At 39.1% G+C, this 24863-nt stretch carries 23 protein-coding genes; 16 read left to right on the top strand and 7 right to left on the bottom strand.

Features of this window, described 5'->3' with window-relative positions; all coding sequences use genetic code 11:
- Window positions 1-99: 99 nt before the first annotated feature.
- Entirely contained in the window at window positions 100-1458 is a 1359-nt protein-coding gene (mnmE, locus tag OQX64_RS03715) for a tRNA uridine-5-carboxymethylaminomethyl(34) synthesis GTPase MnmE (protein WP_265817676.1), read from the bottom strand.
- A 205-nt stretch (window positions 1459-1663) separates the two neighbouring features.
- Between mnmE and OQX64_RS03710 the strand changes: the two genes are divergently transcribed.
- Together OQX64_RS03710 and OQX64_RS03705 are read left to right on the top strand one after the other, a co-directional pair.
- Entirely contained in the window at window positions 1664-2782 is a 1119-nt protein-coding gene (locus OQX64_RS03710; RefSeq protein ID WP_216359221.1) for an AI-2E family transporter, read from the top strand.
- A 19-nt stretch (window positions 2783-2801) separates the two neighbouring features.
- A complete protein-coding gene (locus OQX64_RS03705; protein ID WP_265817675.1) occupies window positions 2802-3326 on the top strand; it encodes a protease in 525 nt (174 codons plus the stop codon).
- A 61-nt stretch (window positions 3327-3387) separates the two neighbouring features.
- Here the strand turns inward: OQX64_RS03705 and OQX64_RS03700 are convergent, their stop codons facing one another.
- From OQX64_RS03700 to argS, 3 genes are all read right to left on the bottom strand, one after another.
- On the bottom strand, window positions 3388-4041 hold the full coding sequence (locus OQX64_RS03700) for a DNA-3-methyladenine glycosylase family protein (protein WP_265817674.1): 654 nt from the start codon (window positions 4039-4041) through the stop codon (window positions 3388-3390).
- The gene (locus OQX64_RS03695; protein WP_265817673.1) at window positions 4042-4806 is read right to left on the bottom strand and encodes a sulfite exporter TauE/SafE family protein; all 765 of its coding nucleotides are present in this window, start codon (window positions 4804-4806) and stop codon (window positions 4042-4044) included.
- A 130-nt stretch (window positions 4807-4936) separates the two neighbouring features.
- Window positions 4937-6709, bottom strand: coding sequence for an arginine--tRNA ligase (gene argS, locus OQX64_RS03690; RefSeq protein WP_265817672.1), 1773 nt, complete (start codon window positions 6707-6709; stop codon window positions 4937-4939).
- A 219-nt stretch (window positions 6710-6928) separates the two neighbouring features.
- Between argS and OQX64_RS03685 the strand changes: the two genes are divergently transcribed.
- The 3 genes from OQX64_RS03685 to OQX64_RS03675 all read left to right on the top strand — a co-directional run bounded on the left by OQX64_RS03685 (window position 6929) and on the right by OQX64_RS03675 (window position 10350).
- Complete coding sequence (locus OQX64_RS03685) at window positions 6929-8374, top strand: arginine deiminase family protein (RefSeq protein WP_265817671.1); 1446 nt, start codon at window positions 6929-6931, stop codon at window positions 8372-8374.
- 203 nt (window positions 8375-8577) lie between these two features.
- Entirely contained in the window at window positions 8578-9492 is a 915-nt protein-coding gene (gene ctlX, locus OQX64_RS03680; RefSeq protein WP_265817670.1) for a citrulline utilization hydrolase CtlX, read from the top strand.
- A 279-nt stretch (window positions 9493-9771) separates the two neighbouring features.
- Window positions 9772-10350, top strand: coding sequence for a PhnA domain-containing protein (locus OQX64_RS03675; protein WP_265817669.1), 579 nt, complete (start codon window positions 9772-9774; stop codon window positions 10348-10350).
- A gap of 80 nt (window positions 10351-10430) precedes the next feature.
- Here the strand turns inward: OQX64_RS03675 and OQX64_RS03670 are convergent, their stop codons facing one another.
- Complete coding sequence (locus OQX64_RS03670; protein WP_265817668.1) at window positions 10431-10664, bottom strand: hypothetical protein; 234 nt, start codon at window positions 10662-10664, stop codon at window positions 10431-10433.
- 842 nt (window positions 10665-11506) lie between these two features.
- On the opposite strand from OQX64_RS03670, the gene OQX64_RS03665 reads away from it, so the two are divergent.
- The 4 genes from OQX64_RS03665 to OQX64_RS03650 all read left to right on the top strand — a co-directional run bounded on the left by OQX64_RS03665 (window position 11507) and on the right by OQX64_RS03650 (window position 14480).
- Window positions 11507-12895 (top strand): arginine decarboxylase, encoded by a 1389-nt coding sequence (locus tag OQX64_RS03665; protein ID WP_088300462.1) that lies wholly within the window; start codon window positions 11507-11509, stop codon window positions 12893-12895.
- Between the two features lie 95 nt (window positions 12896-12990).
- Window positions 12991-13227 (top strand): DUF433 domain-containing protein, encoded by a 237-nt coding sequence (locus OQX64_RS03660; protein WP_138821638.1) that lies wholly within the window; start codon window positions 12991-12993, stop codon window positions 13225-13227.
- A complete protein-coding gene (locus tag OQX64_RS03655; protein ID WP_265817667.1) occupies window positions 13220-13573 on the top strand; it encodes a DUF5615 family PIN-like protein in 354 nt (117 codons plus the stop codon). Before OQX64_RS03660 ends, OQX64_RS03655 begins: the two co-directional genes overlap by 8 nt.
- Before the next feature lie 10 nt (window positions 13574-13583).
- Window positions 13584-14480, top strand: a complete 897-nt coding sequence (locus OQX64_RS03650) for a DUF72 domain-containing protein (RefSeq protein ID WP_265817666.1) — start codon at window positions 13584-13586, stop codon at window positions 14478-14480.
- Window positions 14481-14522: 42 nt separating this feature from the next.
- Here the strand turns inward: OQX64_RS03650 and OQX64_RS03645 are convergent, their stop codons facing one another.
- Both OQX64_RS03645 and OQX64_RS03640 read right to left on the bottom strand, forming a co-directional pair.
- A complete protein-coding gene (locus OQX64_RS03645; RefSeq protein ID WP_265817665.1) occupies window positions 14523-15725 on the bottom strand; it encodes an MFS transporter in 1203 nt (400 codons plus the stop codon).
- Window positions 15726-15837: 112 nt separating this feature from the next.
- Entirely contained in the window at window positions 15838-16335 is a 498-nt protein-coding gene (locus tag OQX64_RS03640; protein WP_088301303.1) for a DUF1579 domain-containing protein, read from the bottom strand.
- A gap of 98 nt (window positions 16336-16433) precedes the next feature.
- Between OQX64_RS03640 and OQX64_RS03635 the strand changes: the two genes are divergently transcribed.
- The 7 genes from OQX64_RS03635 to OQX64_RS03605 all read left to right on the top strand — a co-directional run bounded on the left by OQX64_RS03635 (window position 16434) and on the right by OQX64_RS03605 (window position 24829).
- The gene (locus tag OQX64_RS03635; RefSeq protein ID WP_265817664.1) at window positions 16434-17147 is read left to right on the top strand and encodes a 3'-5' exonuclease; all 714 of its coding nucleotides are present in this window, start codon (window positions 16434-16436) and stop codon (window positions 17145-17147) included.
- Window positions 17147-18850 carry an ABC transporter ATP-binding protein gene (locus OQX64_RS03630; RefSeq protein ID WP_265817663.1) on the top strand — a complete coding sequence of 568 codons (1704 nt, stop codon included), beginning with the start codon at window positions 17147-17149 and terminating at the stop codon, window positions 18848-18850. The genes OQX64_RS03635 and OQX64_RS03630 overlap by 1 nt, the downstream gene beginning before the upstream one ends.
- 8 nt (window positions 18851-18858) lie before the next feature.
- Window positions 18859-19887: a sialidase family protein gene (locus OQX64_RS03625; RefSeq protein WP_265817662.1), complete on the top strand. Its 1029-nt coding sequence runs from the start codon at window positions 18859-18861 to the stop codon at window positions 19885-19887.
- A 107-nt stretch (window positions 19888-19994) separates the two neighbouring features.
- Window positions 19995-22127 (top strand): ribonuclease R, encoded by a 2133-nt coding sequence (gene rnr, locus OQX64_RS03620; RefSeq protein ID WP_088300468.1) that lies wholly within the window; start codon window positions 19995-19997, stop codon window positions 22125-22127.
- Window positions 22128-22307: 180 nt separating this feature from the next.
- Window positions 22308-23273, top strand: a complete 966-nt coding sequence (locus tag OQX64_RS03615; RefSeq protein ID WP_265817661.1) for a polyprenyl synthetase family protein — start codon at window positions 22308-22310, stop codon at window positions 23271-23273.
- 27 nt (window positions 23274-23300) lie between these two features.
- Window positions 23301-24128, top strand: coding sequence for a hypothetical protein (locus OQX64_RS03610; RefSeq protein ID WP_265817660.1), 828 nt, complete (start codon window positions 23301-23303; stop codon window positions 24126-24128).
- Window positions 24129-24130: 2 nt separating this feature from the next.
- Window positions 24131-24829, top strand: coding sequence for a hypothetical protein (locus tag OQX64_RS03605; RefSeq protein WP_265817659.1), 699 nt, complete (start codon window positions 24131-24133; stop codon window positions 24827-24829).
- The last annotated feature ends 34 nt before the right edge of the window (window positions 24830-24863 follow it).

Below are 24863 nucleotides of genomic sequence, written 5' to 3'. Positions count from 1 at the left end.
ATATATCCAAATAAAAAAACCTGCAAAAAAGTGACAAGTCACATATTTACAGGTAATTATATCAATTTATCTATTTTTATTTTTGGTTATTTGATATCGTTACTTTCCGATACAAAACTTCGTAAAAATATTCTCCAGTAAATCATCAGTGGTAACCGTTCCAGTGATTTCGCCCAGGTAATGTAAAGCCTGTTTGATATCCATCGCCAGGAAATCAGAAGTTACCGGGTTATCTACATTATCCAGTACCCGCTGTAAGGCATTTTCAGTTTGTTTAAGTGCTTCCACATGGCGGATATTGGTCACCAACGTTTCACTTGTATTAATATGATGCAGATTCACCTGTTCCAGTAAGGTGGTTTTCAACTCATCTATGCCAACCTTTTCTTTCGCCGATAAGAAAACAACATCTAAAGCCTCGAAAGCCTTGCGTTGTTCGGAAGAAATCAGATCTGCTTTGTTGAGTAAAATGAGGTAAGGAATTTCAAGTTGCTTTAAGCCCCTTACCTGCTCTTCAATTTCGGCAGTGGTTTGTGCCACATCAGCCATATAAATGATCAGCTTGGCCTGTTTCATTTTTTCAAGCGTCCGCTCTACCCCAAGGGCCTCAATAATATCGGCAGTATCGCGGATACCTGCAGTATCGATAAAGCGAAACACCACGCCACCGATAGTAAGCTCATCCTCAATGGTATCACGGGTGGTTCCGGCGATATCAGAAACAATGGCCCGCTCTTCATTCAATAAGGCATTTAAAAGAGTCGATTTGCCTACATTCGGTTTTCCGGCAATCACAATCGGAACACCATTTTTAATGACGTTTCCCATTTCGAATGAAGAAATCAATCTGCGCAGCACATGGTTGATTTTGTTCACTAAATTCGTAAGCTGTTCGCGGTTGGCAAATTCGACATCCTCTTCTGCAAAATCCAGCTCCAGTTCAATCATCGAAGCAAAATGAATCAGCTGCTCTCTTAAAGCTTTGAGTTCATTTGCAAAGCCACCACGCATCTGCTGCATGGCTACATCGTGTGATGCCTTGGAATTGGAAGCAATTAAATCGGCCACTGCTTCTGCCTGACTTAAATCAAATGCCCCGTTTAAAAATGCCCTTAAGGTAAATTCACCAGGCTTTGCTGCACGTGCACCCTTGCTGATCAGCAGGTTAATAATCTGTTGAATGATATAATTGGACCCATGACAGGAAATCTCCACTACATGCTCTTTGGTGTATGATTTGGGAGCAACAAACAACCCTGCAACGACCTCATCTATAATATGATTACCATCTTTAATTAATCCAAAATGTAAGGTATGAGAAGCTTGCTGTGCTAAATCCTTCCCTGCAAAGACCTCGTTGGTCAACGAAATGGCATCCGGGCCTGACAGGCGGATTACGCCGATAGCGCCAGACCCTGATGGGGTAGATAAAGCAATGATGGTATCCTGATCGTTCATGTTCAATTTAAAAAATGTAAAATTAAGGCTTATTAACGGCTTTATCGTTTTCGAGAAGTAATTTTTCACAAGGAAAAACTGTAAAGGTATAAATGCTGGATAAAACTTAAGTGCCTAACCTAGCTCACCCTCTGCCCCACTTTTCCATTAATAAAACATTTTCTACAGGTGCGTGTTTACACATCAATCAGATAAACCGTATATGATAAATAATTTTCCCCTAACTGTAAAGCGATCAATAGAACTCCTCGGATTGATGGCCGTAGTGACTGTGATGGTCATTGCAAAAGATATTATTATGCCCATGCTCATGGCATTTTTCATCAGCATTATGCTGCTTCCCGTATACCGTTTCCTGAAAAGAAAAAAGGTACCTGAAACTTTAGCTATTGTTTTACCTATCCTTCTGGTGGCCCTGTTTGTAGCCCTGATTGTATGGTTTTTCTCCAACCAGATTGGAATTTTGGCTAAAGATTTTCCGCAGATTAAAGCCAATGTAACACAGCACATCAATTCGTTAAGCGATTGGGTGAGCAGAATCACGCACTATAATGATAAACAGCAAAAGGCTTTTATTCAGGATAAGAGCGATGACCTGATGAACATGGGTACCTCTTTGGCAGGTGGTGCGGCTGTTACCTTAAGTGGGGTCTTTGTTTTCATCGGACTATTGCCGATTTATATTTATTTAATGCTTTTTTACAAGGATATTTTACTGAGATTTATTTTCATGTGGTTCAAAAACGATGACCACCCTAAAGTAAAGGAAGCCATTTATGAAACGGAATCCATCATCAAGAGTTACCTGATCGGACTATTGATCCAGATTACCTATATGACCGTATTATTGGGCGGAATATTAATGTTGATCGGCATTAAGCACGCTTTGTTAATCGGGGTAATATTTGCCATTCTGAACCTGATCCCATATGTGGGTGCCTTGCTTGGAAACCTGATTGGTGTATTGTTAACGCTGACTTCATCTCAGGAATTATGGCCGGTTATCACGGTCTTAGGTGTTATTGCTTTTGTTCAGTTCCTTGATAATAATATCCTGATGCCCAGAATTGTAGGATCGAAAGTAAAGATCAATGCACTCTTTGCCATTCTCGGGGTATTTATCGGTGGAAGCATCGCCGGCGTGTCCGGAATGTTCCTCGCACTCCCGATTGTAGCGGTATTGAAAATCGTGTTCGACCGTACCGAATCTTTCAAACAATGGGGTGTACTATTAGGTGATGAACGCCCTTCGAGAAGCCCGATGACATTCCCTGCTTTTAGAAAAAAGAAAAATATAGAAACCCGGTCCGGTACAGAAAAATAACATCCTTTATGAAAACTTTATGAAAAAAATAAGCCTGATCATCGCGTGCTGCAGCATTTTATTTTCTGCCTGTAACAGCGACAAAAAGAAAGAAGCGGCCGGTGGCCAGCAAGACACCACATTGGTGCCTGAAGCCGCAGTGCAGAAAAAGACCGATCCTATTACAGGAAAATTATCGGTAATTGGTGAACCTAAACTTGGCGGACCGATAAATATGCGTTTTTCGGTGTACAATAACTCGGATACTGTTGCCAAATTTTGCATCTGGCATACACCTTTTGAAAAATTATCCAGTAAATACCTGGATGTGAACTTAGAAGACTATACTCCTGTTGATTATAAGGGTGCCATGGCAAAACGAATGATGCCACCATCGGCAGACAGTTACCGGAAATTAAATGCCGGCGACAGTACCAGTGCAGATTTTAACCTGGCAGATGCTTATCACATCACCAAAGCCGGAAATTATACCATTAAATACAATTCAGCTACTGTGAGTGGAATTGTAATGACTGACAGTTTAAAAATTTATGTAGGACATTAACCTGATTTTATTGACTGCAATCAAAAAGCATCGTTGTTGAATACCAGCGGTGCTTTTTGATTTAGCATTTAGCTATCGCACCCTTGATCTTTGGTTCCTCCAGGTAAAAGTGCCACAATATCATGACGGCTATGGTTCGGTAGGGCTTCCACTGTGTGGCTATAGCAGAAAGTTCCTCCTTACTCGTATCTTTTGGTAAGTTCTTCAGGTTTTTAAGGGCATTCACGGCAGCAAGGTCACCCAATGGAAAAATATCACTATGGTGTAAGATAAATAATAAGTAAATATCTACTGTCCAATCTCCCACACCCTTCACCCTTTTAAGCTGCAGTCGGATTTCATCTGCAGAAAGTGATGCCAATATCGCTAAGGAGAGTTCTCCGTTAATGATCTTTTGTGCCAGATCCCGAACGTAAACGGTTTTCTGTCGACTGAAATAGCAAGCTTTGAGTTCTTCATCAGTAAGCCTGAGGAAGGCCACAGGATCGATTTCTCCGATTTTAGCCTTCAGTTTATTCAGGGCAGCAAGTGCCGATGCCAGTGAAACCTGTTGTTCCAGAATAATATGGACCAGTGATTCGAAAGTATTAGCCCTAGACCAGAATGGTGGATAGCCATATTTCATCAGAACATGATTAAGATCAGGATCTTGTGCCGCTAATGTATTGCAAAGCGCATGATAGTTGTCGATATCAAAAACTTTAAATCCGGGCATTTACTTGAATAAAATATCATAAGCAAATCTCAGGATTGTTCCGAAAACAACGATGAGGAAAAAGACCCTAACAAACTTATTGCCTTTAAGTAAGGCCAAGCGCGTGCCGAAATATGCACCAAACACGTTAAAAAGTGCCATGGGCAATGCATATTGGTAAAGGATATGTCCAGAATAACTGAAATAAATAATCGCCGCTAAATTGGTAGCCATATTTACAATCTTGGCATGTGCACTGGCACCAACAAAGTCAAATCCTAATGTAGCAATAAAAACCAAAATCAAAAAAGAGCCTGTACCCGGACCAATTAAACCATCGTAAAAGCCAATAACCAAGCCGAATAGCGCAGCCATGAATACCTGCTTTTTTACAGCATGATTTTTTTCCTGATGAATGCCAAATTGCTTATTGAAATAAGTGTAAAGTGCAACCATTATCAGCACGACCAGAATGACAGGCTTGATCACCGCATTATCAATACGGCTCACCAGAAAAGCACCGTAAAGCGCTGCAATGAATGCCATGATCGCACATATTGCCAATACTTTAAAATTGAATTTAACGTGTTTGGAATATTTGAAGGCCGCTAAGGTGGTACCAGCGAGGGAAGGAATTTTAGTGGTTCCTAATAAGGTAGCAACAGGATAATGTGGTAAAATGAGTAAGGTGGCAGGGGTTTGCAATAAGCCTCCGCCACCTACAATAGCATCTATAAAACCTGCGGCAAAAGCAACGAGGCAAAGTAAAATCAGTTCATTTATCAAGAAATATCTTTTTTTTGATCAACACCTGTATGTTCTGTTCTCCCTTTCTCTACTCCTTGTTATCTATTTTGCTATCTCCCGTTTTGTGATTCCTCACTTCCTATTCAGGATTCCCAATTCAATACTCGCCCTACATCCGCTCCGGTGAGGTAATGCCTAAAATAAGCATTCCGGCAAAAATCACATCGGCCGTTTTTTTGCAAAGGTTTAATCGGAACTGTTTGGTATCGCCTGCTTCCGTTTTTACAATCGGCGGAACATCATGGTAGAACTTGTTGAAAAGTTTAGCCAACTCGTATAAGTAATTCGCTAAACTCGCCGGACTGTATGCTTTGGCTGCAATAGCAATTTCTGAAGGATATTTAGCCAGTTGCAAAATCATTTCCAGTTCTATAGGCAATAAATCGCCTGGTCTTAAATTGCTGACTTCAGACTGATATTCCGCTTTGCTCAATAAAGACTTAATCCTGGCATGTGTATACTGGATAAAAGGCCCGGTATTCCCCTGAAAGTCAATACTCTCTGCAGGATTAAACAACAAGCGTTTTTTGGGTTCTACCTTTAGCAAAAAGTATTTCAGTGCGCCTAAACCAATATTTTTATACAGTTCTGCCTTATCTTCTTCCGGAAAATCACTGGTTTTACCCAGTTCTTCTGTTTTTTCACGGGCTGTGGTAATCATACTCTCAATTAACTCATCTGCATCCACCACCGTTCCTTCCCGGCTTTTCATCTTTCCGTTTGGCAAATCCACCATCCCGTAAGATAAATGGTATAAACCCTTCGCCCAGCTTTTCCCTAATTTTTCGAGAATTAAAAACAATACTTTAAAATGGTAATCCTGCTCATTCCCCACCACATAAATCGACTCATCCATATTGAAATCGTCATGCTTCATTTCGGCAGTACCTAAATCCTGGGTGATGTAAACTGAAGTGCCGTCAGCACGCAAGACCAGTTTTTCATCCAGGCCGTCTGCAGTTAAATCAATCCAAACCGAACCATCTTCTTTTTTAAAGAAAACACCTTTCGCCAGGCCTTCGTCAACTGTATCTTTACCCAACAAATACGTGTTACTTTCATAATAGAACTTATCAAAATCAACGCCCAGGTTTTGATAAGTGACATTAAAGCCGGCATAAACCCAATCATTCATGGTTTTCCAGAGTGAAACTACAGCCTCATCCCCCTGCTCCCAGGCCAGCAACATTCGCTGCGCTTCTCTAATTAAAGGCGCATTTTTCTTTGCTACTTCTTCGGTTTCGCCTTCAGCCTTTAAAGCTTCGATTTCCTTTTTAAACTCCTGATCAAAAATCACATAGTATTTGCCTACCAGGTGATCACCTTTTAAACCTGAACTTTCTGGTGTTTCACCATTGCCCCATTTTTGCCAGGCCAGCATTGATTTACAGATGTGAATTCCACGGTCATTGACCAGGTTAACTTTTACCACATCATAACCATAAGCCTTGAGTAATTCAGAAACTGAATAACCCAATAAATTATTACGTACATGCCCCAGGTGAAGTGGTTTATTGGTATTTGGCGAAGAATACTCCACCATTACTTTTTTCCCATTCGACGGAAATACACCAAAATCAGCCGCTAAAATTTCTTCATTAAACTGGTTTAAAAAATAGCTTTCTGCAATACTTAAATTTAGAAAGCCTTTAACTACATTGAATGTAGTGACATTTTCAACATTAGTTACTAGATATTCGCCAATTTCATTAGCCGTTTGCTCCGGCGATTTTTTAGAAAGTTTGGTTATCGGAAAAACCACAATCGTAACCTGTCCTTCAAATTCTTTACGCGTTTCCTGTATATTGATCACACTTTCAGCAACTTCTTCCTGATAAAGTGCAAGAATGGCTTTCTGTGTTTCGGTAATAATAAAATTCATGGCGTAAAAATAAGAAAAAAGTCCGAAGTCGGGAGTGAGAAGTCTGAAGTTCAATTGCAGATTAAATTGTCGCGGAGAGACCCAGGCAGAAACACCTGGGCGATTAAAATAAAGCTAAAGCGAGCCATCATCCTGATACCCGATACTTACTACTTGATACTGCTCTAAAACTTGATACTATTCTAAAATTAAATAGATTTGCAATAACTAACTTATTTTATGAGCGAGCAGCATCTGAATTTTAAAGTAAATGTAACTACCGAAATCGGTCGGTTGCGCAAATTATTAATCCATAGTCCGGATAGTGGTCTTGGCAAAGTGGTGCCTTCAAAAGCACAAGACTGGCTTTTTGAAGATATTGTACACCTGGATACCATCCGTAAGGGTGAATATGACTACTATATTAAGCTATTGATGTACTTCCTTGATCCTGAAAAAATCAAGGGAAGACTCGCCCAGATTGATTCGGAGGAAGGAAACCGAAATTTCTACAAGCCCAATCATCCTGATTTTCACCATTCAGGCTCGGTAATAGAAATTCAGAACTTACTGAGCGAAATGCTGGAAAATGAATCTATCCGTAAAAAATTAGTTGCTGCTGTATGTGCCATTGAAGGATGTACGTATAAAGTTCAGATCGAGTTGAGTAATACTGATCCAAAAGAACTTGCCGAAATTCTTATTTCGGGAACACTGGCCAATGATACCATGATTTTTGCACCTATTCCCAACTTAATTTTTACCAGGGATGTGGGTACTACCATTAACAATTACATTTTATTAAATAAGCCGGCAAAAAAGGCACGTGTTCGCGAAACGCTTTTAATGCGTTATATTTTCTTCAACCATCCACTGTTTACTGATTATCAGAACAATGTATTGGAAATCCCGGATGTAACCATGCACTTTCTGCGTCCGGGTGATGAACCTGCGTTTAGCACCACTTTAGAAGGTGGAGATGTGATGATGGTGAGTCCAAACCATGTTTTAATTGGTTGCAGCGAAAGAACTTCAGAGCATGGCGCCAATGAAGCCATAAAATTATTATTCGACAATGATGTGGTAGAGAAAGTAACGGTAGTTAAAATCCCGAGCAAGCGTGACTATATGCACCTGGATACGGTTTTTACGCAGGTTAAACGCAATACCTGGGTGATTTTAAATTCTATTGCCCATTCACCAAAATACAATCCTTACGAGCCGATCAACTTCTTAAAGGAACCTGAAAAATCAGAAGCGACAACTGCCATTCAGTTTACCAAAGCTAATCCACAGGCACCCAAACATTTTGAGCACGTGGAAGCTTTGCTCAACGACATCAGTCAGAATGATTTAAAAAGCACGGAACCTACCAAAATCATTTACAGTGGAAATAACCAGTTTCCTTATGATTCAAGAGAGCAATGGACCGACTCCTGTAACCTCCTGGCCATTAAGGAAGGCGTGGTTTTGGGCTATGACAGAAATGATAAAACTGTTGAAGCATTTAAAGCTGCAGGATTTGATGTGGTAGATGTGAAAGATCTGATTCAGGATTTGGAAAGTGGTAAGGCAAATGCAGAAACCATTACCGATACGTTAATTTTAATGCCATCGGCAGAACTATCCCGTGCCCGTGGAGGTTTTCATTGCATGAGTTTACCAATATGGAGAGATAATCTTTAAGATAAAGGAGCAAAGAGCGAGGATAAAGCAATAAGGCCAGAACGAAATGCTGGCTTCGCTTTGTCTATCAAGAGCAGCAAAGCAAATCGTTGTTCGCAGAGATACAAGCTTGAGCTTAGTACGATTTATAAAAAGTTTATTAGTGATTTGCTTTAACAATAAACTATTGACTAATGAACTGCTGAACCATTAACTATTGACTAATGAACCAAATAACCAAGCATCTTTTGATGATCCGACCGGTTGATTTCAAATTTAACGAGCAAACGGCAGGCAATAATAAATTTCAGGTAGCATCAGGCCAAAGTGATGTACAAAGTCTGGCTTTGAATGAATTTGATGGATTTGTGGATCTGTTGAGGAAAAACGACGTAGATGTTACTGTAGTTGACGACACTTTAGAACCGGAAACACCTGATTCCATTTTCCCGAACAACTGGGTGTCTTTTCATGATGATGGTTCGGTATACCTCTACCCTATGTTTTCAGAAAACCGCAGACTGGAGCGTAGAAAAGAAATATTGGACGGATTGAAAGAGAAATTCGAAGTGAATCATGTGAGCGATTTAAGCTTTTATGAAACCCAATATACCTTTTTAGAAGGTACAGGAAGCATGGTACTGGATCGCGTAAATAAAATAGCTTATGCCTGTTTAAGTGTGCGTACCGACCAGGAAGTACTGGATAACTTCTGCCTGTTAACAGGATATGAATCCGTTTCTTTCCAGGCGGTTGACAGTACCAATTTCCCGATTTACCATACCAATGTGATGATGTGTATTGGAGATCAGTTTGCTGTAATTTGTTTAGATGCTATTCCAAATCAAGAAGAAAGATTAGCTGTTACCTTGAGCCTGAACAGCACAGGAAAACAAATAATTGAAATAACTTTAGATCAGATGAATCACTTCGCCGGCAATATGCTGCAAGTTGCTAACCAAAGCGGAGAAAGTTTATTGGTGATGTCCGAGCAAGCTTATTTATCTTTAACTGCAGATCAAATCAATATTTTAGAAAAATATGCCAGAATAATTTACGCACCACTTTATACCATCGAAAAAAATGGAGGCGGCAGTGCAAGGTGTATGCTGGCAGAGATTCATTTGCCCGAAAGGTAAAACTTTTTTGGAAATTAGCAGCTTCAGGTCACTCCATCTAAACAAACTACATAACACGTTTTAAAAGACTTTATTATTTTGCTCCTGCTGATTTCGGAGATTTACGCAGAGAAACCACTCTCTTATCTGCGTAAATCTTGAATTTATGGGCTATTCTTTCCTTTGCATAAAACTTAACGTTCTTTGTGGTTAAATTAATTTACGAATCACATTCATGATAGCTACGTCATTATTTATTCCGAATAGTTTTAGTATTTTCGCGAAAACTCTAATATCAATATGTCTTTAGTACAAGAATTACAAACGCGATCAGGTAACAAATGTGAATTATGCAATCAGGAAAATGCTTTAAACATTTACGAAGTGCCCCCAACGAGCAATGCAAATAGCGATAATAGCATTTTAGTTTGTAAAACCTGTCTGGATCAGATTGAAAAAACAGAGCAACTTGATGCCAATCACTGGAAAATACTAACTGAAACCATGTGGTCTGAGTTTCCTCCCGTACAGGTAATGGCCTGGAGGATGTTAAGCCGATTGAGAAATGAAGGCTGGGCATCAGATAGTTTAGATATCCTATATCTTGATGAAGAGACCCTGGAATGGGCAAAGAAAACCGGCGATCACGAATCAGATGGAACAGTAGCATTTCATCAGGACAGCAACGGTACCCGCTTATATGAAGGTGATACGGTGGTATTGGTTAAAACGCTGGATGTAAAGGGATCAACAATAAGTGCTAAATTAGGGACCGTAGTTAAAAATATTCGCCTGGTTCACGACAATACCGAACAAATTGAAGGTAAAGTAGAAGGCCAAACCATCGTCATTCTGACTAAATACCTGAGAAAGGGATAAATTTAATTGTTATGCTGAGCTTGTCGAAGAACATTCATAGAAAGGTGTTTCGACAAGCTGCACTTGACAGGATATACAATTTACCACACCGGTGGTGCATAGAAATTCTGCAGATTCTCACAATCATAGCCAAACCTGGTAATTAAAGATACGGCATCACCAATTTTGTCCACACTCGAATCTATTCTCAAAATTTTATCTGAATCTAATAGGTCTACACTCCAGGTAGCTCCTGAGAGTAAGTGATTTAAATGTTGAGCAATTTTATTTAACTCAACTCCTGTTTGAATATTGGTTTTAAAAATCGAGATCATAGCGCATTTTTTAATAATCTGTAAGGTTTTATTACATAAAGACGAATGAACTTTAAAATTACTTTAAAAAATTTTTAGATTAAACATAAAGCTTTATTAACCAATATTTTAATTAAGACACTTAAATCAGATTTATCGTTTAATTGAATAATAACTATGCCCCCGCGGATATAATTGATTTGCGCAGAACAATAAAATCTGCGGTAATCATCCTGATCTGCGGGAAACCTGATTACGGTGAATATAAATGCTAAATTTGAGGTTGCTCAATATACTCCCGCAGATATAATTGATTTACGCAGAACAATAAAATCTGTGGTAATCATCCTGATCTGCGGGAAACCTGATTACGGTGAGTATAAGTGCTGAATTTGAGGCTACTAAATATGCTCCCGCGGATTTAATTGATTTACGCAGAACAATAAAATCTGCGGTAATCATCCTGATCTGCGGGAAACCTGATTACGGTGAGTATAAATGCTGAATTCAAGGTTGCTAAATATGTTCCCGCAGATATAATTGATTTGTGCAGAACAATAAAATCTGTGGTAATCATCCTCATTTGCGGGAAACCTGATTACGGTGAGTATAAATGCTGAATTTGAGGTTGCCAAATATGTTCCCGCAGATGTAATTGATTTACGCAGCATAACAATAAAATCTGCGGTAATGGAGACCTTCCTTTTCATTATAATTTAAACACATACTGCCTGTTCGTGTTTATAAACATAATGTGAACATGTGTTGAGAAAAACTATTGCGTTGCTCTACCGTAAAAATATTTTCAATACCGATTAATTCTCGATTTAAAATTACATTTTTGCAAAAATTATTTAAAGTAAATGCAGAGTTACTCAGAATTTCTCGATCTAAGCGTTGGCTTTCCACAAGAAGGCTTTGATGTGATAGATGATGAATTATATTTTCAGGATTTAAACCTGATGGAAATGATTGAAACATACGGTACACCCCTGCGTTTCACGTACTTACCAATGGTAACTAAGAAAATTCAGCAAGCGAAGATTCTTTTCCAGACTGCCATTTTAAAGAACAATTACCGTGGCGATTACAAATATTGCTATTGTACAAAAAGTTCACATTTCCGCCACATTGTTGAAGAAGCTTTGAAGAACAATATCCACCTGGAAACTTCTTCGGCTTTTGATATGCCTATGGTTGATGCTTTGGAGAAAAAAGGACATTTAACTAAGGATACGACGATCATTTGCAATGGATTTAAAACTTATCAGTATAAGCAATACATCATTGATATGTTGCATGACGGTTATAAAAACATCATTCCGGTGTTGGATAACAAAGAGGAATTTAACCTTTTTGATGATGAAGTAGATATTGATACGCCTTGTAACCTGGGTATTCGTATAGCAGCTGAGGAGCAGCCTGATTCGCAATTTTATACTTCGCGCTTAGGTGTGCGTATGGAGGATATTATCGATTTCTACAACAATAAAATCGTTCATAACCCGAATTTTCGCGTTAAATTATTACACTTTTTCATCAACTCTGGCATTACCGACTCACCGTATTACTGGAATGAGTTGGAGAAATATGTCACGCTTTACTGCAAGTTCAAAAAGATCAATCCTGATTTAGACACTTTGGATATTGGTGGTGGCATGCCATTTAAAGACTCGTTGGTTTTCGATTTCGATTACGAATATATGGTAAACGAAATTGTTAAACGGATTAAAGAAATCTGCGCCATCCATGAAGTAATGGAGCCGGATATCATTACCGAATTCGGCAAATATACAGTCGCTGAAGCATCTGGTATTTTATATAAAGTTTTAGGCCGTAAGCAACAGAACGACCGTGAACGTTGGTTAATGCTGGATGGTTCTTTCATTACCAACCTGCCGGATGTTTGGGCATTAAATCAAAAATATATTCTTTTGCCCATCAACAACTGGGATGCAGAATACGAACGGGTGAATTTAGGTGGCATCACCTGCGACGGACAGGATTATTACAACCAGGAAGCACATATGAACAGTGTATTTATGCCTAAAACACGTAAAGTGCAATACTTAGGTTTCTTCCACACTGGTGCTTACCAGGAAGTGTTGAGTGGTTATGGTGGTATTCACCATTGCTTATTACCTAGTCCGAAACATGTACTGATCCGCAGAAACCGGGATGAAAGCTTCAATTTTGAAGTTTTTGGTGAGGAACAAAACAGTAAGCAGGTATTGAAGATTCTAGGTTACTAGGTCAGTTGGGAATTTGGAGAGTTCAAAAACAAAATTTCATTACAATTCACAGATACCTCAGTTTTTTTACTGAGGTATTTTTTTTATATTTGAGTATGGCACATGAACAAATTAAGTTATTCGATCGGATCATTGCTACAGATGGTTTGATGGGAGGAATACCTACAATACGTGGGTTAAGATTTCCGGTTTCTGATGTACTAGAATTATTAGCAAGCGGCATGAGTGAGGAACAAATCCTGGAGGAACATCCCATCCTCGAAAAGGAAGACATTAGGGCAGTTCTCTTATATAGCGCACAAAAAGTAAATGAAGACTTAATGTATGAATAATTGGGAAATTTGGACCGACACCAATATATCCCCTATAATTGCTAAATGGATTTCAGAATACACAAATTTTGAAACAAAATCTTCTTTCAGTCTAAATTTGCATTCAGTAGATGACTTGACCATTTTTAGAATGGCTCAAATTAAAAAGAATGTCATAATTCTTTCTAAGGATTCAGATTTCAAAGAATTAATCGATTGGTTTGGTGCTCCTCCAAAACTTATTCTTATTAAATTCGGGAATTGTTCAAATAAACTATTTTGGCAAAAATTAGAACCAAAGATTAATTCAGCATTAGAAGTTCTTTTAAATAAAAAAGAGGAAGTTAATATAATTAGTATCACATAACATATTTTAAATGCAATTCGGTAAAGTAGATGACCCATCAATTATAGATTTCACACTTCCTGCTGATGCGCCGGAAACGGAAGCTATCCTGAAAGCAAATAAAGCCAGGCAGGATTTCAAGGCATACGTAGGCTGTGCGAAATGGAATAAAGCAGACCTAAAAGGTTTTTATCCAAAGGGCACAAAAGACGAACTCACCTACTATTCTACTCAGTTTAATTCCATTGAATTAAACGCCACATTTTACGGAATGCCAAGTAGTGAACAGGTAATCACCTGGACGCAAAAAACTCCGGATGATTTTAAATTCTTTCCAAAACTAACCAATACCATTAGCCATTTTAAAAGGCTAATTAATGTGAAGGAGCCTGTAGCGCAATATTGCGATGCCATCAGTAATTTTGAAGATAAACTCGGAATGGCTTTTCTTCAGCTTCATGATAATTTTAAACCCAAAGACCTGGAGCGGCTGAAAATAGTGGTCAAGGAGTTTCCAAAAGTAATTCCGCTGGCTGTTGAGGTCAGAAATGTTGAATGGTTTTCCAATCCGGCTATTTCAAATGAGTTTGCCAAATTATTTGAAGATAATAGCATTACGAATATTATTGTTGATACCGCCGGACGAAGAGATATGCTCCATATGCGCTTAACCACACCAACTGCTTTTATCCGGTTTGTTGGAGCCAATGATGATCATATTGATAAAAAACGCCTGGATGATTGGGTGGAAAGAATTGTAGAATGGAAGAAAAAAGGTTTGGAAAACCTGTACTTTTTCGTTCACCAGAATGTAGAACTTTCCTCACCATTATTCTCAGCTTACTTTACTGAGCAGTTAAACAAAGCTGCAGGAACTGATCTTAAAATTCCGGTTATGGCCAATTCAAAACCCGCTACCTTATTCTAGACATACGAAGCATCTTGCAGCATAAAAACCTGCAAGACTTTTCTAGTTCACCAACTGCAGTTTCTCTCTTTTACAGGCGATGGCAATAGCCAGAATCAGCCCCAGAGCTACGATGCATAAACTAACTGGAAAAAGATAATCCATGCCAAATCCAATAGAAACAGTACCCAGTAAAGGTCCGGTGATACCTAAGGAAAGATCGATAAACAAGCCATAGCTACCTAATGCTGAACCCTGACTGGATGCGGGAATTAAGCGAACCGCTTCTACTCCAAGTGCCGGAAACACCAGTGAAAACCCTAAGCCCGCAACACCGGCTCCAAAGAGTGTAATCACCGGATCTGCAGCCAGTGCAATAATACTCAAGCCAACCAATTCCATCGCCAGGCAGGCAATAGCAGTTTTCATCCCTCCATATTGATTAATTGCCCCTGCAAAGATCAACCTGCCTAAAACGAACATCACACTGAACAATGAAAGGCAAAGCACGGCACCTGTCCAGTGTAAATAATTATAATATAAGGTGATAAAAGTTGAAATGGCACCAAAGCCAACACCGCCGGCAGCCAGGCAAAGTCCGTATGGTGTTACTTTTTTAAGCACATGCAAAAAGGATTGTGGTGCCTCCTTGCTCGTTCCCATCAGGTTAATTTTACTATGGGCATAAATCAATCCTCCGATACCAATGAGGATGATAAAAACGGCAATGTAGACAATACCGAAAGTATTGCTGATAATCACACCAAGCGGCGCACCTGCGGCAAGGGCGCCATAATTACCAATGCCATTATAACTGATTGCTTTTGCAGTGTGCTGACGACCTAATTTCAAGATAGCCCAGTTGATCGGGCTTGTACCAACCAGCCCTTCAGAAAAACCGGTTATTAAGCGCATCACCATCATTAAGCCTAAGCTGATCATCCGGAAATCCTGCAGGAAAGCCACCGCAAACAATATGATTCCACTTATGATAAAGCCTGCCATGCTCATCATAACCGCAGGCTTCGGTCCGCTTTTATCTACTATTTTCCCTCCAAAACCACGGAATAAGAAAGTGGCTGCATATTGCAGGCTGATCACAATGCCTGCCACCATAGTATTGAATCCCAAAGGACCATGCAGATATTCAGGCAATACGGCTAGCGTAAGGCCAATGGTAAAATAGCCTAAAAAAGTAAAAGTAACATAACTAATAATGGTTAAGTTAATATTTTGCCTGGTCGTATTCTGGCTTTCAGCTTGCATAAAATGTGTATTGCAGCTGCAAATTTGTTTAAAATTATACAAATAATACTTATAAAAGATCAGGGATGACTTTCGGTAAAAACTTCGCTTGAAAAATATACTAATAAACTACCTAAATACGCTTATAGCTACTTTCTATGGCTATTGTTTCTGCTTCTCCGGGCATGATGTTATAGGCACTAAAAATGATTTCATCATCACTAATGATTTCGAGTGCTGTACGCCATCCAAATAACTGATCGCCATATTCAGGATTTCCCCACGAACCTAAGATCGAAAATCCCTTTTCCGTAGCCTCACCGGTTGCCTGCATCATCTGCGTCCCCATATGGAATGTGTCAATCCAGCTCAATGTAAATTTTTGGTAAGGAATGTCAAAGCCAATGATCATTTTGCCTGTTAACGGTTTCCCCCCTAAACTGCTTTGGTAATCATAAGAAATGAACCGGCCATCTAAAATCGATGTAATTTCTGCAATTGAAGGAGATTCATCAGCTAAAACATCTTTTTCGAACCAGGTTTTTGAAGTTCCTTTCCAGTTGCCTGCTAAACTTTTAATCTTTTGGTGAGCGCCGTCCTCCATTGATTGCTCAAATTTACCTTTTGCCATACTCAAATTTAAAAAATATAATAGCATTATTTCTACGAGATGAATATAAAATTCAACCTGAAAATTGATAACTGAAAATTATTTTTCTATCTTGTTTTATGCTAAAAAACCTAGATTTAAGTCAGGTAATTGTACTAGACATAGAAACTGTTCCGCAATACCAATCTTATGAGGATGTTCCCGCCCATCTGCAGGAGCTTTGGGATCATAAAACCAGTCATCAGCGCAAACCTGAGCAAAGTGCCCATGAATTTTATGAGCGTGCCGGCATCTTAGCAGAATTCGGTAAAATAATTTGCATCAGTCTCGGGATTTTCAGTTTTCAAAACCAATCTTATTCCTTACGGCTGAAATCTTTTGCAGGCGATAACGAGAAGGAAATATTAAATCAATTTGCAAGCCTGATTGAAAAACAGTCACCCTCACTCCTTTTTTGTGCACACAATGGAAAAGAATTTGATTACCCCTATATCTGCAGGCGATTATTGATAAACGGACTGGAAATTCCGGCACATCTGGATATTTCAGGTAAAAAACCATGGGAAGTAAAGCACCTGGATACGATGGAAATGTGGAAATTCGGCGACTATAAGCATTATACCTCCCTAAGCTTGCTGGCTGCTATTCTGGATATTCCGACACCGAAAGATGATATTGACGGTAGCCAGGTGCGACAGGTATATTATGAAGAGAAAAATCTGGAGCGCATTGTAACCTATTGCCAGAAGGATGTTGTCACCACGGTCCAGGTATTGTTAAAATTTAAAGGCATGGATATAATTTCAGCAGAAAACATTACCATTGTAAACTGATGCTAAATGTTGAAAACTTAACAATCGATTTTTACAACCGGGATGAAAAGACCTGGTTCAAAGCTGTAAAAACTATTAATTTTAATGTTAAGAAGGGAACGGTTTTAGGAATTGTGGGTGAATCAGGCTCTGGAAAATCCGTTACTTCATTTTCCATTATGCGCCTGCATGACGAACGTACAGCCAATATCTCCGGGAAAATAGATTTTGAAGACATCAGCCTGCTTCATTTAAGTTCGAATGAAATCCGCCAGATCAGAGGAAATCAGATTTCTATGATTTTCCAGGAACCGATGACTTCCCTGAACCCTGTATTTACCTGTGGAGAACAGGTAGCAGAAGCCATCATACTGCATCAAAAAGTAAATAAGCTTACCGCTAAGGAACGAACCATTAAACTGTTTAACGAAGTTCAGCTTCCACGCCCTGAAAAAATATTTGACAGTTATCCGCATCAAATCTCCGGTGGGCAAAAACAAAGGGTGATGATTGCAATGGCTTTGAGCTGCAATCCTAAATTGCTGATTGCAGATGAACCAACAACTGCACTGGATGTTACCGTTCAAAAGACCATTCTGCAGCTGCTTTTAAAACTAAAAGAAGAACGCGATATGGCCATGATTTTCATTTCGCATGATTTAGGCGTAGTTAATGAAATTGCAGATGAAGTAGCTGTTATGTATAAAGGCGAAATTGTGGAGCAGGGCCCTGCAAAAACGATTTTCGAACATCCACAGCACCCATATACGAAAGGATTGCTGGCTTGCCGTCCATCACCTGTCCTGCAGTTAAAAAAACTTCCTGTAGTTGCTGATTTCCTCACCGGAAAAACAGCGGATTTAAATACACATTTGCAGTTATCTAATCAATTAACGGATGAAGAAATTGCATCCAGAAGAGCACTACTTTATGCCAGCCAACCTTTACTCGAGGTAAAAGAACTGTCTACCTGGTATCCGATTTACAATGGATTGTTTGGCAAAGTTACTGATTATGTAAAGGCTGTAGATAAAATCAGTTTCCAGGTTTTTCCAGGAGAAACCCTAGGCCTGGTTGGCGAATCTGGTTGCGGCAAAACCACACTGGGCCGAACAATTTTAAGGTTAATTCAGCCAACATCCGGTAGCATTAGCTTTAATGGGTTGGATATTACCAATATCAGCAAATCTGAATTAAGGAAACTGAGAAAAGACATTCAGATCATTTTTCAAGATCCTTACGCCTCATTGAACCCAAAACTCAGCATTGGACAGTCTATAATGGAACCTTTACAGGTTCATCAGCTTTACCGGAATGATACGGAAAGGAAACAAAAAGTGATGGACTTATTGGCTAAAGTTGGCCTGAAACCTGAACACTTTAACCGCTATCCACATGAATTTAGTGGAGGTCAGCGACAGCGTGTAGTCATCGCCAGAGCACTGGCACTGGAACCTAAATTTATTGTTTGTGATGAATCTGTTTCTGCACTGGATGTTTCGGTACAGGCACAGGTGTTAAATTTAATCAGAGACCTGCAACATGAATTCGGGTTGACCTATATTTTCATTTCTCATGATCTGGCTGTGGTTAAACATATCTCCGACCGCATTCTGGTGATGAATAAAGGTAAAATTGAAGAAGAAGGATTTCCTGAACAAATTTTCCATGCACCAAAAGCAGTTTATACCCGAAAATTAATAGAAGCCATCCCTGGAAGTTAAACAAATACATGCTACGTCATATTCTTATTATGTTGTGCATTGCTACGACTGTAACTAAAGCACAAAGCGTCAAAATCATTCAATCTACCTATCTTTTCGGAAATGCACCATTTGCTGCCTGCCATGCCTCTACCCTTGTAGATTTGGGTAAAGGAAATGTAATGGCCGCATGGTTTGGCGGAAAACATGAAGGCAGTAAAGATGTTGTGATCTGGTCAGCACTTAAAACCCGCAATAAATGGACTGCGCCTATTGAAATCGCAAACGGAATACTGCAGGATACCATGAGGTTTGCCTGTTGGAATCCGGTACTTTTCAAATCAAATAATGGAATGTTAACTTTGCACTACAAGGTTGGGCCAAACCCAAGGGAATGGTGGGCCATGTACAAAACTTCTAAAGACAATGGAAAAACATGGTCTGCTGCCATGAGGTTACCTGACGGATTTCTGGGGCCGATTAAAAACAAACCCATACAACTGAATAATGGCACAATTCTTTACCCCTCCAGCACGGAGAGTTTAGATGAGAAATCATGGAAGGTTCACCTTGAAAAAACAGATGCGAAAAATAACAACTGGAGAAGGATTGAAATAGATTGTGATACTTTTGGTGTTATCCAACCATCCATACTTACTTATGCGGATGGCCGCATGCAACTCCTTTGCCGAAGCAGGCAAAATGTAATTGCAGACAGCTGGTCAGCCGATCAGGGTGAAACATGGTCTAAAATTAAAGCCACTCAACTCCCCAATCCCAATTCCGGCAGCGATGCTGTCACTTTAAAAGATGGTCGGCAGTTACTCATTTATAACCCTTTAAGGGCCGGAAAAAACTGGTGGGAAGGCCGATCGGTATTAAAACTCGCCATATCAAAAGATGGTAAAACCTGGAAGGACATTTATACATTTGAAAACCATGACACTGGGGAATATAGCTATCCGGCAATCATTCAGGATCAGCAAGGGAATGTACATTTAAGCTACACAGCGTTACGTACAAAAATTAAATATGTCATGCTAAAGATAGCAGACTAATCATTTAGATCCAGTAAGACTGAGGCAGTAAGAATTGCTTTTTTTGACGTTCAAAAATGGCCGCTTCAGCATCTTTTCTGTATCTTCGGTAAATTCAGTTTTAAACTATGGCAAAGAAAAAATCGGCAAATATAAAATTCGTTCTGAATCAATTGGTTAGTGATGTGTTCGAAAAAAACAACAATCAACTGCTAAATTATAAACAGGTTTCAGCCAAATTAAATCTTAATGATCAGGAATCTAGAGAAACGATTTTAGAAATTCTGAAAGAAGGAAAAGGCACCGGTGTTTTTCTGGAACCTGAAAAGGGAAAATTTAAACTTAAAGAGCTACAAAATTTCATCATCGGTACGGTGGACATGACTGCTGATGGTTCGGCCTACATTATTCCGGAAGATGAGTTTGAAAAAGATATTTTTGTGGCACCAAAGAAGCTCAAAAATGCTTTGCATGGCGATACTGTAAAGGCTTATGTTTTCGCCAAAAAAAGCGGCCGTAAAAATGAAGGCGAGGTGGTTGAAATCATCAAAAGGGCAAAATCTGATTTCACCGGCGTAATCAAAATCTCCGATCGCTTTGCCTTCGTCATTGCTGATGATAAGAAAATGATGCACGATATTTTTGTGCCGCTGGCAGATACCCTTGAAGCTAAAAATGGCCAGCGGGTTTTAGTAACCCTTTCCGACTGGCCGGAAAGTGCAAAAAATCCAATCGGTATGGTAAAACATGTATTGGGCAATCAGGGCGAAAACAATACCGAAATGAACGCCATCCTGGCACAATATGGTTTTCCGCTGGAGTTTCCACCGCAGGTAGAAAAAGAAGCCAATGCCATTCCGGAAGAAATTCCGGCAGCTGAAATAGCTAAACGTAAAGATTTTAGAAATATACTCACCTTCACCATTGATCCGGCAGATGCCAAAGATTTTGATGATGCCATTTCTTATCAGAAACTGCCCAATGGCAACCACGAGATTGGCGTACACATTGCTGATGTTTCACATTATGTAATCCAGGGAACTGATTTAGATAAAGAGGCTTATAGTCGCGCTACTTCTGTTTATCTGGTAGATCGGGTGATTCCGATGTTACCTGAACGGTTGAGCAATGGCGTGTGTTCCCTTCGTCCGCATGAAGATAAATTGTGTTTTGCTGCGGTATTTGAATTAGATGAGCAGGCCAATATCCAGAACGAATGGTATGGCCGCACCGTAATTCATTCCGACAGAAGATTCAGCTATGAAGAAGCGCAGGAAGTGATAGAAAACAAAGCTGGCGATCATGCAGAAGAAATTCTTAAACTTAATGAGCTGGCATATATCTTACGCGACCGAAAATTTAAAAACGGTGCCATCAGTTTTGAAAGTACAGAAGTTAAATTTAAACTGGACGAATCTGGAAAACCTATTGGTGTTTATGTGAAGGAACGTAAGGATGCACATAAACTCATTGAAGATTACATGCTTTTAGCCAACCGGAAAGTGGCCGAATATGTAGCCAAGAAACAAAAGGGAGAAAAAAAACTCACTTATGTTTACCGCGTACACGATTCCCCTAATATGGAAACCCTGAATACCTTCGCCACTTTTGCTTCCCGTTTCGGATATAAAATCAATACAAAATCAGACAAGGAAATTGCAAAATCACTTAACCACCTCATGGCGGATGTAGAAGGCAAAAAAGAACAGAATATCCTGACTTCACTGGCTATCCGTTCAATGGCCAAAGCCATTTACTCCACAAAAAAAACCAGTCATTACGGATTGGCTTTCGAATACTATACCCATTTTACCTCACCTATCCGCCGATACCCTGATGTGATGGCACACAGACTTTTACAAACCTATCTGGATGGTGGTAAATCAGCAGATGCAGAATTTTATGAAGTAGCCTGCGTACATTCATCTGCCATGGAAAAAAGAGCCGCTGATGCGGAAAGAGCTTCTATCAAGTATAAACAAGCTGAATACCTTGAGGAAAATATTGGTACAGAATACAAAGGCATTATTTCTGGAGTGACCGAATGGGGCATGTATGTTGAAATTGAAGAGAACAAATGTGAAGGGATGATCCGTCTGCGTGATATTTCTGATGATTTTTATGTGCTTGATGAGAAAAATTATTGCATTGTAGGCCAGCGTAAAAAGAAAAAATACCAGCTTGGTGATGAAGTGATGATCCGTGTAAAAAAAGTCGACCTGGCTAAACGTCAGATTGACTTTACGCTTATTGCAGACTAACTGTCTGATGAATAGAAAATACTTTATATCTTCTATCATCGCGCATTATTGTATGAAATGATTGACGTAAAAACAACATAAAATATGATTAATAATGTTGATTTTTGAAATAGAATCCAACCATAAACAACGAGAAGAAGAGGTTATAGATTTGAAAGAAACCTCAATAATAAACAGTGCATGCATACAACAGAGCAATTACAACAAATTTTAGATACAGCAATACAAAATTTAAGGTTTCCGGATCAGCCCAGACAGCTTTACGATCCCATCACCTATATCATTAATCTTGGCGGGAAACGTATACGTCCATTATTGGTCTTAATGGCTACCGAACTATTTGGTAAGGATGCACATGATGCTATCCATGCCGCCATGGCTATTGAAGTTTTTCATAATTTTACACTTGTTCATGATGACATTATGGATAATGCACCCCTACGCAGGGGAAAAGCAACCGTACATGAAAAATGGAGCACCAATACAGCCATTCTCAGTGGTGACGTGATGATGGTTGAGGCGAATAAAAACCTGGCGAAGGTTAATCCTATTTTCTTGAAAGACGTTCTGGATACTTTCAATGCGACAGCTCAGGGCGTTTGCGAAGGGCAGCAACTGGATATGGAATTTGAAAATCGTGATGATGTCAGTATTGAGGATTACATCAATATGATCCGATTGAAAACGGCTGTTTTATTGGGTGGTGCATTAAAATTAGGTGCCATTATCGCTGGTGCATCAGAAAAAGATGCTGATCTCATTTATCAGTTTGGTGAAAATATCGGGATTGCATTTCAGCTGCAGGATGATATTTTAGATGTTTACGCTGATCCAGAAAAATTTGGCAAACAGGTAGGTGGCGATATCATTGCCAATAAAAAGACATTTTTATTGTTGAAAGCCTTATCTAAAACTGATTCTTTCGTACTTCAAAACTGGATCAACAGAAAAGACTTCGAGAATCAGGAGAAAATTCAGGCCGTAACCGAGATCTATAATGAGTTGGGTATACCGGATGAAGCTGAAAAGGAAATGAAAAAATATGCCGCAATTGCGTTTGAAAACCTGAATGAGATTAGCGCATCTCCTATATATAAACAAGATTTACATCAACTGGCAGAACAAATTTTAAAACGAAATAATTAACTTCAGCATTCATCTAAATTAACCCTCATGTACGCCAACTTACCAAACCCAGGAATATCCTTCCAGGTGAAACGATTTTTAAAAATAATAGCTTTTTTATCTTCTGCCTTTCTCCTTGCAACGGGATGTCAGGATACAAAAAGCAGGATGACTGATTTCGTAACGGCTTACAATAAAGAGGCAGCATACGTCAGCAGTCAGTTTGTAAGGAGCACATCCGCTAAGGCAGATTACCGGCAACGGATTATCCAGATCAGGGTGGTCACCACTTATAACCTGAATGATACTGAAAATGAATTCATTAAACAGGTAATGCCAGGCATGATGATGGACTTATTAAAGTCGCAACCCTTAGCTAAAAAACTGATAGAAGCTGGCATCAAATTCGAAATCACCTATTTTACACAATCGTTATCTGAAATTTCTGTTGTTACGATCGATAAAAAGAAACTGGAGGAACTGGACAAAGTTAAATCAAACTCACTTAATGAACCTGGATTTAACAATCCTGGCAAAAATGAACCAGCAAGTCAGCTGGATATGATGCTCGTCACATTAAACAAAAGTCTGCCTTTTACAGATAAATCTTCAGGGATGATAATTTTCAAAGTCGACCAGAACAGCACGGGTGATCTGGTTTACCATGTACATACCCCAAAAGCACTTGAAGCACCGGTTAAAACAAAGGCCGGAATAGAATTAATGAGAAGTGAAATGCTGAGATACGGTAACCTTCAAAAAATCATGCATGAGTTCAGCAGGTTTAATATATCAGCCATTAAATATGTATACTACGATCTGAAGGGAAAAAAACTGAATGAAGTGCGTTTAACAGCTGCCGATATTCAACAGTAGAAATGGAAGACGAAGAATATAAGGAAAGACCAGTTTGGCGAACGATTTTAGCCATCGCTTTCGGCCTGTTTGCCATTGTCCGTTTTGGCATTTTATGCCATAAAATGAATTCGAGGCCTGCTAATGATGGTGTAAAAATTAATTTTAATGAATCTGATTTTCAGGCTATGCCTCCTCAGTCATCAACCATTTCTAAAAAAGCTTTTAATAAACGGCTTTATCAAGACTATCAATTACTCAACCAGCTTAGTCCATCGCAGCTAAAGGCATCCTATATAACTAAACTCACAAAGGATTCATTGGTGGGCCTGAATGTAAATATCTGGTTAAAAATAAACAAGGGTTCCCTTTTCCAAAACACGCATGATGATTCATTAAAATTTGCTTTTAAAACACCTAAAAATTTAAATGTGTTTGTACATGATTTTGAAAGTAAGTTCGCTGTAAACACTACATTTAAAAAATTAAAATCAGGGAATAAAATAAAAAAATACAGAGATTTTCTTAAACTTAGCAAAAATACAAAACTGGTTTCCTACAGCATTATCCAGGCTGGCGTTCAATTCAAGGGAGTGGCTTATGCCTTTAATGAAGGTGATTATTACATGTTTATTGAGTTTGAAAGCAGCATCCTGCCACAGATGGAACTGGAGCATCAGGCACTAAGCTATATTTCCAAACACATTAAAGGAAAAAAGTAAAAGGGAAATAATTATCATGATTAATCAGCAGGAA

Origin of the sequence: Pedobacter sp. GR22-10 (assembly GCF_026239715.1) — a bacterium.
Lineage (GTDB): Bacteria > Bacteroidota > Bacteroidia > Sphingobacteriales > Sphingobacteriaceae > Pedobacter.
The sequence above is the reverse complement of the archived record's forward strand: the minus strand, read 5'-3'. Positions and strand labels throughout refer to the sequence as shown.